Source organism: Terrabacter lapilli, assembly GCF_039531305.1.
Taxonomy (GTDB): domain Bacteria; phylum Actinomycetota; class Actinomycetes; order Actinomycetales; family Dermatophilaceae; genus Terrabacter; species Terrabacter lapilli.
The window spans coordinates 183222-198320 of the sequence record NZ_BAAAPU010000004.1; the positions used below are offsets into that span (position 1 = coordinate 183222).

General features: G+C 72.5%; 12 protein-coding genes and 1 pseudogene. 4 read left to right on the top strand and 9 right to left on the bottom strand.

Features of this window, described 5'->3' with window-relative positions:
• Positions 1–46 precede the first annotated feature (46 nt).
• Positions 47–2626: a lysylphosphatidylglycerol synthase domain-containing protein gene (locus tag ABD241_RS07045; RefSeq protein ID WP_344059878.1), complete on the bottom strand. Its 2580-nt coding sequence runs from the start codon at positions 2624–2626 to the stop codon at positions 47–49.
• Between the two features lie 127 nt (positions 2627–2753).
• On the opposite strand from ABD241_RS07045, the gene ABD241_RS07050 reads away from it, so the two are divergent.
• Genes ABD241_RS07050 through ABD241_RS07060 form a run of 3 tightly spaced genes read left to right on the top strand, consistent with a single transcriptional unit; the run spans position 2754 to position 5185 of the window.
• Positions 2754–3752, top strand: a complete 999-nt coding sequence (locus ABD241_RS07050) for an alpha/beta hydrolase (protein WP_344059879.1) — start codon at positions 2754–2756, stop codon at positions 3750–3752.
• A 51-nt stretch (positions 3753–3803) separates the two neighbouring features.
• Positions 3804–4793 (top strand): ribose-phosphate diphosphokinase, encoded by a 990-nt coding sequence (locus ABD241_RS07055; protein WP_344059880.1) that lies wholly within the window; start codon positions 3804–3806, stop codon positions 4791–4793.
• On the top strand, positions 4790–5185 hold the full coding sequence (locus tag ABD241_RS07060) for a DUF3054 domain-containing protein (protein WP_344059882.1): 396 nt from the start codon (positions 4790–4792) through the stop codon (positions 5183–5185). The genes ABD241_RS07055 and ABD241_RS07060 overlap by 4 nt, the downstream gene beginning before the upstream one ends.
• A 61-nt stretch (positions 5186–5246) precedes the next feature.
• Here ABD241_RS07060 and arc read toward each other — a convergent pair.
• The 4 genes and pseudogenes from arc to ABD241_RS07080 form a co-directional block, all read right to left on the bottom strand.
• A pseudogene (gene arc / locus ABD241_RS07065) lies at positions 5247–7030 on the bottom strand (proteasome ATPase).
• Positions 7031–7090: 60 nt separating this feature from the next.
• Positions 7091–8260, bottom strand: coding sequence for a tRNA (adenine-N1)-methyltransferase (locus ABD241_RS07070; RefSeq protein ID WP_344059886.1), 1170 nt, complete (start codon positions 8258–8260; stop codon positions 7091–7093).
• Between the two features lie 11 nt (positions 8261–8271).
• On the bottom strand, positions 8272–8799 hold the full coding sequence (locus ABD241_RS07075) for a single-stranded DNA-binding protein (RefSeq protein WP_344059888.1): 528 nt from the start codon (positions 8797–8799) through the stop codon (positions 8272–8274).
• Between the two features lie 149 nt (positions 8800–8948).
• Positions 8949–10091: a site-2 protease family protein gene (locus tag ABD241_RS07080; RefSeq protein ID WP_344059890.1), complete on the bottom strand. Its 1143-nt coding sequence runs from the start codon at positions 10089–10091 to the stop codon at positions 8949–8951.
• A 117-nt stretch (positions 10092–10208) separates the two neighbouring features.
• On the opposite strand from ABD241_RS07080, the gene ABD241_RS07085 reads away from it, so the two are divergent.
• A complete protein-coding gene (locus tag ABD241_RS07085) occupies positions 10209–11048 on the top strand; it encodes a RecB family exonuclease (protein WP_344059892.1) in 840 nt (279 codons plus the stop codon).
• A gap of 84 nt (positions 11049–11132) precedes the next feature.
• On the opposite strand, the gene ABD241_RS07090 is transcribed toward ABD241_RS07085, so the two are convergent.
• From ABD241_RS07090 to ABD241_RS07105, 4 genes are all read right to left on the bottom strand, one after another.
• Positions 11133–11993 (bottom strand): alpha/beta hydrolase, encoded by an 861-nt coding sequence (locus tag ABD241_RS07090; protein ID WP_344059894.1) that lies wholly within the window; start codon positions 11991–11993, stop codon positions 11133–11135.
• Positions 11994–12138: 145 nt separating this feature from the next.
• A complete protein-coding gene (locus ABD241_RS07095; protein ID WP_344059896.1) occupies positions 12139–12309 on the bottom strand; it encodes a hypothetical protein in 171 nt (56 codons plus the stop codon).
• 308 nt (positions 12310–12617) lie between these two features.
• Positions 12618–13304 (bottom strand): acetate uptake transporter, encoded by a 687-nt coding sequence (locus ABD241_RS07100; protein ID WP_344059898.1) that lies wholly within the window; start codon positions 13302–13304, stop codon positions 12618–12620.
• A 393-nt stretch (positions 13305–13697) separates the two neighbouring features.
• Positions 13698–15080 carry an aspartate aminotransferase family protein gene (locus ABD241_RS07105; protein WP_425580713.1) on the bottom strand — a complete coding sequence of 461 codons (1383 nt, stop codon included), beginning with the start codon at positions 15078–15080 and terminating at the stop codon, positions 13698–13700.
• Positions 15081–15099: the final 19 nt, after the last annotated feature.

The window sequence follows — 15099 nt, forward strand, 5'->3', positions numbered from 1 at the left end:
GCTGACCTCCGCGCCCCGGACCGAGGGCGTATGCCGGCCGGCCGGCTCAGATGGCCCCGACCTTCTGCAGGCGGCTGAGCGAGAGCCACCCGAACGGGATCGGGAGCCAGTAGGTGGCCAGGCGGTAGAGCAGGACCGAGGAGACGGCGGTGCCGCTGTCGACGCCGATGGAGATCAGGCCGAAGGACATGGCGGCCTCGATGCCGCCGAGGCCACCGGGGGTCGGCACGGCCGAGCCGACGATGGCGCCGGCGAAGTAGACGACGGCGATGGCCGCCACGGGCGCCTCGCCGCCGAAGGCCCTCGTCGCGCACACCAGGGCCGCGACGAACGACATGTCGAGCATCAGGGCGCCGCCGAGCAGCTGCGTCAGCTTCTTCGGGTGCTGGAGGACGGCGAGGACCTGCGGGAGCGCGGAGCGGACCTGCGGCAGCACCCGGTCGGTGAGCACGGCGCGGATCCGCGGGACCGCGAGGAGTCCCAGGGCGAGGATGACGACGGCCAGGATGCCCGCGACGAGGATCGGCGAGGGACTGAACGACACGGCCGGTCCGGTTCCGGCCAGGACGCCGGAGATGACGAGCAGCACGAAGTACGAGCAGAACTGGGCCACCTGCGCGACGCCCACGCTCGCCCCGGCGACGGTGGGCGTCAGGCCCGAGGTCTGCAGGTAGCGGGTGTTGAGCGCGATGTTGCCGACGGCGGCGGGCGCGACGAGACCGGAGAAGGCGACGGCCAGCTGCGTCATGTAGGTGCGGACGAATCGCAGGTGGATCTGGACGGCCCCGGCGAGCGCCAGGGACGCCCCGGCGAAGGTCGCGGCGGCGAAGACGACGAGCAGCACGGCCCAGCGCCAGTCGGCGGTGCTGACGACCTGGGCGATGTCGACCTGCGCGAGCTGCGTCAGCAGCAGGTAGCCGGCCACACCACCCATGACCAGGGTCAGGACACCCTTGACGGAGATGCGGCGCAGCTGCACCGGCTCGACGGGCTCCGCCTGGGGCCGCAGGGAGACGAGGCGCTCACGCAGCTCGCCCATGACGGACTTCGAGGCCCGGAGCGCCGCCCGCGCATCGGAGCTGAGCGCCACGGGCTGCAGCACGGGCACGGCCCGCAGCACGGCGTCCTCGCCCAGGACGGCCACGGCCGAGTCGACGGCGCGCTCGGGACCGACCGCGAGCGCCACCGTGGTCAGCAGCTGCGCGAGGTCGATGCGCAGGCTGATGTCGTCGGCTGCGACGTCGCCGCTGCCGAGCTGCGCCAGTGCCACCCGGGGCCCGTCGTCCGGCCTGTCGTCGAGCAGGATGGTCGACGGTCCGAGCTGGCGGTGCACGATGCGGCGTCGGTGCAGCGTCGCCGCCAGCTGCCAGATCGCCGCCAGCTGGGCGTCGTCCAGGCGGTCACCCAGCTCGCCGATCGGCGTGCCGTCCGGCTCCCGGTAGGCGATGACGGCCGAGAAGGGCCCGACCTCCGAGACGGCGACCGGTCGCGGGGCGCGGATGCCGGCGTCGTGGAGTGCGAGGCCCATGAGGGCACGGTGCTCGATCTCGGACTGCAGGGTCAGGGACGGGGGCCGGGTGAAGCCGCTGCGCAGGCGCAGCACGCGCAGCAGGCGTCGCCCGGATGCCAGGCCGAAGGTGTCGCGGTCGATGACGTGCACGTCGAGCGGTCCCGCGGCCGTGGAGCCGAGGTAGCGGCGGTCGCCGGCGTCGTTGGCGTCGACGAGCTCGAGCCGGCGCAGCGGAATGCCGCCCGACACCAGCACGGCGGCCACCTCGGTGCCCGGCGGGCGGGTCGAGCTGACGCCGAAGATGAGCCGCGAGGCCAGCCCGACGATCCACCCCAGCAGGAGCGAGCACGTGAGCGCAGCCAGCGTCATGGCGCCCGAGAGCAGGGTGGTGACGAGGGTGGCGACGACCACCCCGGTGGCGATCGGGGAGACCCACTTGCGGCCCGAGATGTCCGCGACGGTCAGCAGGGCGAGCATCGACACGACCACGATGTCCAGCGGGGCGGTGTGCCCGGTCGGGGTGGGTCGGGTCAGGACGCTGGTGATGAACCCGCCGTTGCCCGACTGCACGAGCAGGCCGATGACGATGACGAGGATGCCTGCCACGACCGCGGCACCGAGCGCCTGGATGAGCTGCATGGGACGGCGCCGCACGAGCAGGTCGGCACCGACGCCGATGGGCAGCAGCAGCACGCCGATGCCGCTCAGCCAGCCGAGCAGCGTCAGCAGCAGGCGTGGCAGGCCGCTCGTGACGTCGGTGAGGTCCTGCTCGACGCCTCCACGGGTGCCGGACGCGAGGTCGGCGACCACGAGGCCGAGCAGCAGCAGCAGGACCGCAGCGGCGAGGCGTACGCCGTCGGCAGGACGTCGGACGCGCCCGGGGATGGGTGGCTCGACCACCTCGACGTCCGGCACCGGCTGCGGCGTCGGGTGCGCCGTCGGGTGCGCCGGGGTGGGCGCGACCGTGGGATCGGTCACGGGCCGCTCCTCGAGCGGGTCCTGCACGTGCTCCGCTGTCCGGCGCATGGTCTCCCCCGTGGTGTCGTCCGACTGCCGCGCCGTGCGAGAAGGCGGCCCCTCGGTGGGGGCCGGTGCCTTCTCCGCGTCACCGGGCATGGGGCAATCCTGCCCGAGCCACGGACCGAATGGCCGCAGGGTGGGCACCGCCACGCGTACGGGAGGTGCGTCGGCTCCTGCACGGGTGGGTATGCGCTTCTTCCGCGCCTGCTGGAACACTGGCGTCGTGACCGCCACCGACTCGTGGAACATGCCCCTGCGCACCAAGCTCCTGGTCCGCGCCCTCAACCGCTCCCGGGGCAGCGACCGGATGCTCGTGGACGACGAGATCGCCCGCAGCAGAGCATGGTTCGCCCCCACCCGCATCCCCTACACCTGGGTCACGGGGCCCGTGCCGGCCGGCGTGGAGATCGCCGACACCGCCTTCGCGGCGCGCGACGGGCACCGCGTCGCCGTGCGGACCTACCGGCCGCGGGACACCGAGGGCGAGGCCCTGCCGGCGCTCCTGTGGTTCCACGGCGGGGGGTGGGTTCTCGGCAACACACGCGGCTACGACCCGATCTGCGCGTGGCTGGCAGACCGGGCCCACGTCACGGTGCTCAACGTGGACTACCGCCTGGCGCCGGAGCACCGGGCACCGCAGGCGGTGCACGACTGCGTCGACGCGACCCGTTGGGCGGCGTCGGAGGCGTCCGGCCCGGGCATCCGGCACATCGGCCTCGGCGTCGCGGGCGACTCCGCCGGGGGCAACCTCGCGGCCGTGGCGGCGCAGGTGCTGCGTGACGAGGGGGGTGCCGACCTTGCCTACGCGGCACTCGTCTACCCGGCCGTCGACGCGACGATGAGCTCGGAGTCCGTGGCCCTGCACGCGCAGGCACCGATCCTGACCCGCGCCGACATGGACGCCTTCCTCGCGCACTACCTCGGCGACGCCGAGGACGCGCTGGACCCGCTCGACCCCCTCGTGTCGCCGCTCCACGCGGAGGACCTCAGCGGGCTGCCCCCGACCCTGGTCCAGACGGCCGACCTCGACCCGCTCCGCGACGAGGGCGCCGCGTATGCCGTGGCGCTGCGTGAGGCCGGGGTCGAGGCCCGGCACACGAACTACGAACGGGTGCCGCACGGCTTCGTCAGCTTCCCGGGCGCCACGCGCGTCGGGCGCGCCTCGCGCGAGGAGCTCGTGGGCTGGGTGCGCGACCACGCGCACCACACCCGGCTCGGATAGTCTGCAACGGCACGTCGGTCTCATGAGGGATGGTGTGGAAATGGTCTCGAAGTGAACGACGTCGTGGTCTTCAGCGGCTCGGCCCACCAGGCCCTCGCCGACCGCATCTGCACCCACCTCGGGGTCACCCGCTCGCCCGCGGAGATCAAGCGCTTCAGCAACGACTGCCTCCAGGCGCAGCTGCTGGCCAACTGCCGCCAGCGTGACGTCTACATCATCCAGCCGCTCGTGCCGCCCACCCAGGAGCACCTGATGGAGCTGCTGCTGATGATCGACGCGGCGCGCGGCGCGTCAGCCGCCCAGATCACCGCCGTCATGCCCCACTACGCCTACGCACGCTCCGACAAGAAGGACGCCTCGCGCATCTCGCTCGGCGGCCGCCTCGTCGCCGACCTCATCGCCACGGCCGGCTGCTCCCGCGTGCTGACCATGGCGCTGCACGCGCCGCAGGTGCACGGCTTCTTCTCGACACCGGTCGACCACCTCACCGCCATCGGGGTGCTCGCCGACCACTTCCGCGGCACCGACCTGTCCACCTCGATCGTCGTCAGCCCCGACCTCGGCAACGCCAAGGTCGCCACCCAGTTCGCCCGCCTCCTCGGGCTGCCCGTGGCCGCCGGGTCCAAGCAGCGCGTCGCCGACGACCGGGTCGTCATCGACTCCATCGTCGGGGACGTGGCCGGCCGGCGGGCCATCGTGCTCGACGACGAGATCGCCACCGGCGGCTCCATGGTCGAGCTGATGGACCGGCTGGAGGAGGCCGGCGCGACGGAGGCCGCGATCGTGTGCACGCACGGGCTCTTCGCCGGGAAGGCGGTCGAGCGCCTGCGCGGTCACCCGTTCGTCACCGAGGTCGTCACCACCGACACCGTGCCACCGCCCGCCGACTGGCCCGAGCTGACGGTGCGGTCGGTCTCCGCCCTCTTCGCCGAGGCCATCAGCCGGATCCACCACGGCCGGTCGGTCAGCTCGCTCTTCGAGGGAGTGGACCCCACGCACGCCCCGCCCCAGCCGCGTCTTCCGTTCGACACGCTTCCGTGACACGGCTCCCCTGGTGGCGCCGCCCCGCGCTCGCGCTGCTCCTCGACGTCGTCCTCGTCCTCGTCTTCGCCGGCATCGGTCGGGCCAGCCACGACGAGGCCGGTCCCGTCCTCGGTGCAGTGCTCACCGCCTGGCCGTTCCTCGTCGGGACGGCGCTCGGCTGGGGGGTGGTGCGCGTCCGGCGCCACAGCTGGCCGATCGACGTCGCGCCCGGCGTCACCGTGTGGTTCGCAACCGTGCTCGTCGGCATGCTCCTGCGGCGGTCGATCGGTCTGGGCACCGCCGCCAGCTTCGTCGTGGTGGCCTCGGTCGTGCTCGCGGTCTTCCTGGTCGGCTGGCGCGCACTCGGCGCGTATGCCACCCGGCGGGCTCGGCGGCATACGCCGACCTAGCGGCTGCGGCAGGGCCCACCCGACACGGGGTCGGATGGGCCCTGGCTGACCGCTCGCGCGGTCAGAGGTACTGGCCGGTGTTGGCGGTCGCGATGGAGCGGCCCGGCTCGGTGCCGTCCTTGCCCTTGATGAGCGTGCGGATGTAGACGATGCGCTCGCCCTTCTTGCCGCTGATCCGCGCCCAGTCGTCGGGGTTGGTGGTGTTGGGCAGGTCCTCGTTCTCCTTGAACTCGTCGACGCAGCTGGCCAGCAGGTGCTCGACGCGGATGCCCTTCTGGCCGGTGGTCAGGAACTCCTTGATCGCGAGCTTCTTCGCCCGGTCGACGATGTTCTGGATCATCGCCCCGGAGTTGAAGTCCTTGAAGTAGAGGATCTCCTTGTCGCCACCCTGGTAGGTGACCTCGAGGAAGCGGTTCTCCTCCATCTCGGAGTACATCCGCTCGACCGCCGCGGTGATCATCGCCTCGACGGTGGCCTCCCGGTCGCCGCCGTGCACGGCCAGGTCGTGCTCGTGCAAGGGCAGGGTGCTCGTGAGGTACTTGCTGAAGATGTCACGGGCGCTCTCGGCGTCGGGGCGCTCGATCTTGATCTTCGCGTCGAGCCGGCCGGGTCGCAGGATCGCCGGGTCGATCATGTCCTCACGGTTGCTCGCGCCGATGACGATGACGTTGTCCAGCCGCTCGACGCCGTCGATCTCGGCGAGCAGCTGCGGCACGATCGTCGTCTCGACGTCGCTCGACACACCGGACCCGCGGGTGCGGAACAGCGAGTCCATCTCGTCGAAGAAGACCACGACCGGCGTGCCGTCGGACGCCTTCTCCCTCGCCCGCTGGAAGATCAGGCGGATGTGCCGCTCGGTCTCGCCGACGTACTTGTTGAGCAGCTCCGGGCCCTTGATGTTGAGGAAGTAGCTCTTCTCGGTGGCCTTGCCGGTGCGAGCGGCGACCTGACGGGCCAGCGAGGCTGCGACCGCCTTGGCGATGAGCGTCTTGCCGCAGCCCGGAGGGCCGTAGAGCAGGACCCCCTTGGGCGGCTTCAGGGCGTGCTCCTTGTAGAGCTCCGGGTGCAGGAAGGGCAGCTCGACCGCGTCGCGGATCTGCTCGATCTGCCCGGAGAGACCACCGATGTCCTCGTAGTCGACGTCGGGCACCTCCTCGAGGACGAGCTCCTCGACCTCGAGCTTGGGGATCAGCTCGTGCACGAAGTTGGAGCGCGGGTCCAGCGTCAGCGAGTCGCCCACCCGGATGGTCTCGCCGAGCAGGGGCGTGGCGATGCGGCACACGCGCTCCTCGTCGCCGTGGGTCACCACGACGACGCGCTCGTCGTCGATGCGCTCCTTGACCGTCACGACCTCGCCGACGCGCTCGTAGCCGTGCACCGAGACGACGTTGAGCGCCTCGTTGAGCATGACCTCGCGACCGAGCCCGAGGTCCGTCTGGTCGACCGACGGGCTGATCGCCACTCGCATCTTCCGGCCCCCGGTCAGGATGTCGATCGCGCCCTCCTCGGGCGCGTCGATGACCAGCCCGTAGGTGCTCGGCGGCTGCGCCAGCCGGTCGACCTCCTTCTTGAGGGTGAGGATCTGCTCCCTGGCGTCCTTGAGCGTGCGCACGAGGCGCTCGTTCTGGGACGAGAGCGTCGACAGGCTGGTCTGGACGTGGGCCAGTCTCGCCTCGAGCTCACGGGTGCGCTGAGGAGAGTGGCGCGCCGCCTCCCGCAGGTCGTGGACCTCGGCGCGCAGCGCGGCGAGCTCCCGGTCGCCCGCCGCGGCGTCCGGTGACTGCTGCTCTCGGGGGTCTCGGGCGCCGGCGGCACCCTGCTGGTCTGGGTATCGGACGTCGTCAGACATCTCGGCCTCCTCGAATGGTCACTCGCACACAGTGACTATTCGACCCTAACCCCGCTTCAGCCGATGTCGTCGGATGTATCAGCCAGTGATCGTCGGACGCGTCGAATCGTCTTGTCGCTCTTGACCCGCTCGCCGAGGGCCTCGGCGGTCCAGGCGTCGGCCGGCACGTCGGTCGACGCCGTGGAGCCCGCGATGGCTGCGCCGCCGGCCACCCCCTGCGAACCGTCGCCGTTCGACGCCTCGGTCTCGCCGTAGGCGCCCTTGGCGGGCCGCCGCTTGCGCTCGGGTGCCGGCACCCCCGGGGCAAGGCGGCGCGTCGTGATGAGGAACCCGGTGTGTCCGTGCATGCGGTGCTGCGGACGCACGGCCAGGCCCTCGAGGTGCCAGCCACGCACCAGCGACTCCCACGCGGACGGCTCGGTGAAGCCGCCGTGGGCGCGGATGCCCTCGGCGACCCGGCTCAGCTGCGTCGTGGTGGCGACGTAGCAGATGAGCACCCCACCGGGGATGAGGGCGTCGGCGACCGCCTCGAGGCACTCCCAGGGCGCCAGCATGTCGAGCACGACCCGGTCCACAGTGCCCGGCTCGACCAGCGTCGGCAGGGACTCCACGAGATCACCCACCGTCACGGTCCAGGCCGGGTGGTCACCGCCGAAGAAGGCGCGGCCGTTGCCGCGGGCAATGTCGGCGAAGTCGGCGCGCCGCTCGAACGACAGCAGCCGGCCGCGCTCACCGATGGCGCGGAGCAGCGACATCGACAGCGCCCCGCTGCCGACGCCCGCCTCCACGACGGTGGCGCCGGGGAAGATGTCGGCCATCTGGACGATCTGCCCCGAGTCCTTCGGGTAGACCACTGCCGCGCCGCGCGGCATCGACATGACGTAGTCACTGAGCAGCGGACGCAGGGCGAGGTACTCGACGCCGGCGGTGTTGGTGACGACAGAGCCGTCGTGGGAGCCGATGAGGTCGTCGTGGCGCAGGAACCCCCGGTGCGTGTGGAACTCACGGCCGGGCTCCAGCGTGATGGTGTGCAGCCGGCCCTTGGGGTCGGTCAGCTGCACGCGCTCCCCCACCTCGAAGACGCCGCGCCGGGCATGGGCGCCGGTGACCTTCGGCTCCACCGAGTCCTGCCCCGAGTCCTGCCCCGAGTCCTGTGCCGCTGGCAGCTGTCCCGCTGGCTCGTGCTCCATCTGCTGCTGGTCCGCGGGCTGCTCGGCGTCGGTCATGGGAGGACAGTCTAGGTGCCGGCGAGGGCACCTCCTGACGCCCTCCGGAGGACCGAGGCCTCGACCTCGTAACGGCTCTGGCGCCCCGACGGGCCGCCGAAGAACCGACGCCGCAGCGCGCCCTCGACCTCGACCACCTCGTCGGCTCGCAGGCGCAGGGCTGTGCGGCGCGTGGCCGCCGTCCAGCAGACGACGTCGATCGTGTCGACGGTGGCGCGCTTGGGGCCTTCCACGGGCTGCCGCCGACGGTTGCCGGCCTGAGCCCGCGCCACGACGACGCGCAGCGTGACGATGCGGTCGCCGCTGGGCAGCTCACGCTCCTGCGCCTGCGCCGCCAGACGCCCGCACAGACGGACCTCGTTGCGGCCCGGGCCGCCGCTGCCGACCGTGGTGGAGCCGGCAGCCGCCTTGTGCCGCAATCCACGCTTCGTCGCCGGAGACGGCAACGGGTCAGGCGCTGCCGCAGGGCTGGTCTTCTCGCGGCTCGCCTTCCCAGTGGAGGACGTCTCGGTCGTCGTCTCGGTGGTGCTCGTCGTCATGGCGCCTTCCCTCGGCCCGCCCCTCGGGCCCTCCCCTGACTTTGACGCGAGTCTCGCCGGTGGCCCAGTGCGCTGCTGCCGCCTGTGGACGGGCGGCCTCGCCATGAGGGGGATGTGGACGGGCATCCGCCGCGGCGCCCGGTGCGCTGTCAGTGTCGTCCGCGGCGCGCGAGCTCTGCTCCCACGACGCTGTTGATCCGTTCGGCCCGGGCGAGCCCGCGCACGTCGCGGCTCTCCTCGTCGACGACCACCGCGAACGACAGGTCCGCATCGCTCATGACACGGATCAGGTCGGTGAGGACGGCATCGGCCGGCAGGGCCACGACCCACGTCGCAGGCTGCGCGAGCGTGACGGACGCGACGGCGGTGCGGTCCCGGCTCTCGACGGGCACCTGCGCCACGGACTCGGCGTCGAGCAGCCCCACGGGCCAACCGTTGGGGTCGGCAGCCGCAACCCATGAGCCGGGCGCGAGGTCTGCGACCTCGGCCACCGACGTCGTCCCCGGGACCAGGACGAGCGGCTCGAGGACGTCGGAGGCTCGCGACGCGCTGGCCAGGTGGATGTGCCCCGCGCGTACGGCACCGGATGCGCCCTGCCACAGGAAGAAGGCGATCGCGACCGGCCACACGAGGTCGAAGAGCTGCGGCGTGCCGCCCTCGAGGAAGGCGCGCAGCACGAACCAGGCGACGGTCGCCACCGCGACGACGCGTCCCAGCCAGCCTGCGGCGACGAGCCCCTTGCCCTTGCTGCCGGTGGCGCGCCACACGAGGGCGCTGACGATCTGCCCACCGTCGAGGGGCAGCCCGGGCAGGAGGTTGAAGAAGCCGACCAGCAGGTTGGCGAAGGCGACGATCCCGAGCAGTGTCTGGGCCGTGTCGTTGGCCGTGAACCCGCGGATGCCCCACACCACTGCCGCGAGGGCCAGGTTGGACAGGGGGCCGACGACGGCGACGAGCGCCGTCGTGGTGGGCGAGCTGCGCGTGGAGTCGTAGACAGTGTGTCCGCCCCACACGTCGGCGACGATCCGGCTCACCGGGTGTCCCCGCCAGCGGGCGGCCAGGGCGTGCGCGGCCTCGTGGACGAGCACCGACGCGAGCAGCAGGACGGCATAACCCCCTGCCAGCAGGTAGCCGTACTCCGGCCCTCGGTCGGGCCGTGCGAGGTTGGGCCCGAAGATCACGACGATGACCACGGCGATGACCGGCCAGGAGCGACCGAGGTAGACCGGCGTGCCCGCCAGGCTGCCGATGCGCCACCCGTGAGCCGCGTCGGGACGGGCTCGGGTGCTCATGGCCTCGACCCTATGCCCTCGCTCCGGACGAGGGGCTCACACCGCCGATGAGGACCGGGTGGACCTGCTGTGGGTGGCGGCACGACGCTGTCGGCGCCGCGGCATACAGTCGGGCCCATGGTTGCAGCGCTGTCCCCCAGTCGGGCCGCCGACTTCATGTCGTGCCCGATGCTCTACCGCTTCCGGGTCATCGACAAGCTGCCGTCGCCCCCGACCAAGGCGGCGGCCCGGGGCACGCTCGTCCACGCCGTGCTCGAGCGGCTCTTCGACCTGCCGGCGAGCGAGCGCACCGTCGAGGCCGCGGTCGGCCTGGTGGCTTCCGAGTGGGAGCGCCTGGCCGAGGAGGAGCCCGCGATGCTCGACCTGCTGGCCGAGCACGACGGCCGCACCGACGAGTGGTTCGCGGGGGCGGCCAGCCTGCTCGAGACCTGGTTCGGCCTCGAGGACCCCACCCGCCTGGAGCCGGCGGAGCGCGAGCTCTACGTCGAGACCGAGGTCGACGGGCTCGTGCTGCGCGGCTACGTCGACCGCCTGGACGTGGCGCCGGGCGGCGCCATGCGCGTCGTCGACTACAAGACCGGGCGGTCACCGTCCGAGCACTTCGAGGCCAAGGCCCTCTTCCAGATGAAGTTCTACGCGCTCGTGCTGTGGCGCCAGCGCGGTGTCATCCCCAAGCGGCTGCAGCTCGTCTACCTCGGCAACAGCGAGATCGTGGCCTACGAGCCCGACGAGCAGGACCTACTCGGCACCGAGCGCAAGGTCAAGGCGCTGTGGCAGGCCATCGAGCGAGCCGCCACGACGGGCGACTGGCGCCCCAACCCCAGCCGCCTCTGCGACTGGTGCGACCACCGGGCGCTCTGCCCGGCGTGGGGCGGCACCCCTCCCCCGCTGCCCGTCGACGCCGCGTCCCGCGCCGTGGACCCCGAGGTCACGGGACTCGTCGAGATCGACGCCTGAGCCGGGACGTCCACCGGCCTCACACGGGCGGCGGCACGGGCGGTGGCACCGGCCACGCCCCCACCGCGCGGAGGGGGGCTCCCCCTAGGGGGACGGTGCCGCGACGCGCGCGTCGTGGCCGGTCGCGATCGACGCGATCGCGCGCAGCGACCCCGTGCCGGCGACCAGGTAGCCGTTGTGACCGTGCGCGCCGTCGACGGGCAGCGGCCGGGCGCCGAACGACGGGGACGTGGGGTCCGCGGCGTGGCCGAGGCCGTCGACCCGGGTGTGGGGGACGAGACCGATCGGGTCGTCAGGGGCGATGCCCGCCCACACCGTCGCCGAGGTGCGCAGGCCGGCTCGGGACCAGACGTCCATCCCGGGAGAACCGACGACGACGAGCGAGGAGGCGTGCAGCCGGGGCGCGGCACGCCCGCAGACCACCGATCCGTAGCTGTGGCACACCACACTCACCCGGGCGGTCCCTGGGAGGCCGTCCACGAAGGCGGCCAGCTGGGGAGCGCCCTGGACGGCACGGTCGGAGCGAGCGGCGTCCGGGTCGATGCCGGCGGGTGGGTCGTAGCCCAGCCAGACCACCACTGCCGCCGGCGCCCCGGGCGCGAGCGCCTCCATCTCGTCCAGGAGGCTGCGGGCCTGGACCGCAGGATGCCTGCGCCCTGCCCCGGCCTCGTCCTCCAACAGAGGACCGGTCCAGCCGACGCCGGGCACGATCACGGCGATGTTCCGAGCGCGTCTCACGTCACCGAACGCCTCGACGAGGTGTCCTTGCCCGCGGGTGTCGGCGCTCAGCACGGTTGCCGGCGGACCCGTGACGGTCACAGGTGTCCCGTCCGTGAGCGACTGGCCCACGGCGGGAGCTGCGCCGGCCAGCAGGGCCATCACGGTGGCCGCTCCCAGCGCCAGCCGGTCGCGCACCCGCCCTCGGGACAGCCGTGCCCTCGTCACGGGTCGTCCGCGACCGCTCGGTCGTCGTTCCACTCAGCATCCTTCGCACACGGGGTCGGGCAGTCGCAGTCCGCAAGTCTGCGCGATGACCCTGTGAGCAGGGCGAGATGCGCCATAGGACTCGCGAGCGCCGCGCCCCGAGGGCTCAGGCGTGGACCTCGCCCAGGTGCCGCACGAACGCGAGCCGGTCCAGGCTGACGTGCTGACATCCGCAGACCCACACCCCGAGCGGCACGACGATCCCGCGGCTGCGGGCGTCCTCGCGAGCGCACCGCAGCTGGTAGGCGCGGACGGCACGACGGAAGAGGCCGGTCATCGGCCTGCCCCCGTCGAGGAGACGGGACGTGTCACGAGAGCGCGCGAGGGGGTGGAGGGGCATGTCATGGCGATCGAGCCTAGGTCCCGGGACCCGGTGAGGGCCAACCGGGCGCGCGTCCGTCCCGCACTGTGGGCGTACGCCACACCACCGCCCGCCGGCGCGCCAGCCGCCGGCGCGCCAGCCGCCGGCGCGGCACCCGTGACGGGCGGCGCCACCCGATGCAGGTCGGCGCCGGGGGACGACCCGGCCACCGCTCGCAGAGTCGCAGTGGCGGCCGGGCCCTCGTCCTCGCGGAGAGGAGTCGGTCAGCGGGCGTGCGCCCCGGGGGCCATCGGCCAGGTGGGCACGACGGTCCGCTTGAAGGTCTCGTTCGTCACGCCGGCGAAGGAGGCGTACCACGCTGCCAGCGCGGTCGCCAGCCCCAGCCACCCACCGATCTTCGTCCACGACGACGTGGACGGCACGGTGGCGAGGAAGGCGCCGATGCACAGGGCGGCGAAGGTCAGGGTCAGCAGGACGAAGACCGCGGCCACGGCGCCGCTCACCCGGAACGAGGCCACGGTCATGTAGGCCGTGAAGATCGTCCAACCGAGCAGGTACAAGCCGATCGCCTGGTGCACCTGGCCGGCCGCGGCCGCCAAGGCCGGCGCGCTCAGGATGAAGGTGGCCAGGAACCAGTACGACAGCCAGAAGGCGCCGAACGAGCTGAACGCCACCGCCCCGAACGTGTTGCCCCTGCGGAACTCCCACATGCCGGCGAGCAGCTGGGTGCCACCGCCGTAGAAGAGGGCCAGACCCAGCACCGCGGGGGCCAGGACCGCGTTGAGGATGCCGGCGTTGACGACGCTGAGGGCCATCGTGGTCATGGCGAAGGCGGCGAGCCCCAGGGGTGCAGGGTCGGCCGTCGCGGTCGTTGCGGCCGGCACCGGGGTGAGCGGGGTGGTGGCCGCGGTCATGCCCGTCGTGGGCGTGGTGATGTTGGTGTCAGACATCGGAGGCTCTCCTTGTCCGGATCGGCCGGCTGCCGGTCAGCCGGGCTCCATCGCTTCTCTGAGGGGCGCTGAGCGTACGGCCGTTCGGTCGGTGCGAGAGCACCCGGTGCGAGCAGATCGACGGTCTGGCGATGGGCCTGCCGTATGCCGTGGGCGCCGCCTCGGCGACGCGAGCCCTGGGCTGCGTGGGGATCCCCCTCCCCAGGCGCTGCCGGTCTCTCGCTCACTGGACTTGTCCACCAAGTCTGACACCGCGACCCGGACGCGTCCACGAAATCCCACACCGGGCGGCGCACGCGCAGTGCGGCCGCGCACCACAGTGGGAGACGGCGGGGCCGGGTCAGACGACCCGGCCCCACGGCGGCGGAAGAGACGGCATACGGCTCGTCCGGATCAGGTGGTGAACTCGTCGGCCACGGCGAGCGCCTCGTCGAGCACGAGGAGGCCCTCCTCCACCTCGGCGGGCGTGCTGGTGCACGGCGGGACGACGTGGGTGCGGTTGAAGTGGGTGAAGGGCCAGAGGCCGCGCTCCTTGCAGGCGGCCGCGAAGGCGGCCATCGGGCGCGCCGCCTCGCCGGCCGCGTTGTAGGGCACGAGTGGCTCGCGCGTCCCACGGTTCCTGACGAGCTCGACGGCCCAGAACACGCCGAGCCCGCGCACCTCGCCGACGCTCGGGTGCCGCTCCGCGATGTCGCGCAGGCGCGGGCCGATGACGTCGGTGCCGAGCATCCGGGCGTTGTCGATGATGGCCTCGTCGCGGAAGGCGTTGATCGAGGCGACGGCGGAGGCGCACGCGAGCGGATGACCGGAGTAGGTCAGGCCACCGGGGTAGGCCCGCTGGTCGAAGGTGGCGCGGATCTCGTCGGAGATGATGACGCCGCCCAGCGGGACGTAGCCGGAGTTGACCCCCTTGGCGAAGGTGATGAGGTCGGGCGTGACGCCCCAGTGGTCGACCGCGAACCACTCGCCGCACCGGCCGAACCCGGCCATCACCTCGTCGGCGATGAGGACGATGCCGTGCTCGTCGCAGAGGTCGCGCACGCCCTGCAGGTAGCCGTCCGGGGGGACGAGGATGCCGTTGGTGCCCACGACCGTCTCGAGGATGATCGCGGCGACGGTGTGCGCACCCTCGACCATGATCGTGTCGCGCAGGTGCTGCAGGGCCCGGTCGCGCTCCTGCTCCTCGGTCTCCGAGTGGAAGGCCGAGCGGTAGGTGTAGGGGCCCCAGAAGTGGACGATGCCGGAGAGCCCCGGCTCGGAGGGCCATCGCCTCGGGTCACCGGTCAGGGTGATGGATCCGGCCGTCGCGCCGTGGTAGCTGCGGTAGGTCGCGAGCACCTTGTGCCTGCCGGTGTGCAGGCGCGCCATCCGGATCGCGTTCTCGTTGGCCTCGGCCCCACCGTTGGTGAAGAAGACGGCCGACAGGCCCTCGGGGGCGACCTCGGTGATGAGGCGTGCCGCCTCGCTGCGCGCGTCGTTGGCGAAGGCGGGCTGGATGGTCGCGAGCCGCGCAGCCTGCTCCTGGATGGCTGCGACGACCTTGGGGTGGCCGTAGCCGATGTTGACGTTGACGAGCTGGCTGCTGAAGTCGAGGTAGCGCTTGCCGTCGTAGTCCCAGAAGTAGGACCCCTGGGCGCGGGCGATGGGCAGTGGGTCGATCAGGCCCTGGGCGGACCAGGAGTGGAAGACGTGCGCCTTGTCCAGCGCGCGCACCTCCTCGCCGGTCATCGCGTCGAGGTGGTCCGCGACCACGGTGCGCTGGTCGAGCTCGGTCATGGTGGGCAGTCCCTTCGTG

Excerpts from the sequence above, each read along its gene's own strand:
- ABD241_RS07045 (WP_344059878.1), bottom strand. The coding sequence starts at position 2,626 with ATGCCCGGTGACGCGGAGAAGGCACCGGCCCCCACCGAGGGGCCGCCT.
- ABD241_RS07070 (WP_344059886.1), bottom strand. The coding sequence starts at position 8,260 with ATGACCGACGCCGAGCAGCCCGCGGACCAGCAGCAGATGGAGCACGAG.
- ABD241_RS07075 (WP_344059888.1), bottom strand. The coding sequence starts at position 8,799 with ATGACGACGAGCACCACCGAGACGACGACCGAGACGTCCTCCACTGGG.
- ABD241_RS07080 (WP_344059890.1), bottom strand. The coding sequence starts at position 10,091 with ATGAGCACCCGAGCCCGTCCCGACGCGGCTCACGGGTGGCGCATCGGC.
- ABD241_RS07085 (WP_344059892.1), top strand. The coding sequence starts at position 10,209 with ATGGTTGCAGCGCTGTCCCCCAGTCGGGCCGCCGACTTCATGTCGTGC.
- ABD241_RS07095 (WP_344059896.1), bottom strand. The coding sequence starts at position 12,309 with ATGACCGGCCTCTTCCGTCGTGCCGTCCGCGCCTACCAGCTGCGGTGC.
- ABD241_RS07100 (WP_344059898.1), bottom strand. The coding sequence starts at position 13,304 with ATGTCTGACACCAACATCACCACGCCCACGACGGGCATGACCGCGGCC.
- ABD241_RS07105 (WP_425580713.1), bottom strand. The coding sequence starts at position 15,080 with ATGACCGAGCTCGACCAGCGCACCGTGGTCGCGGACCACCTCGACGCG.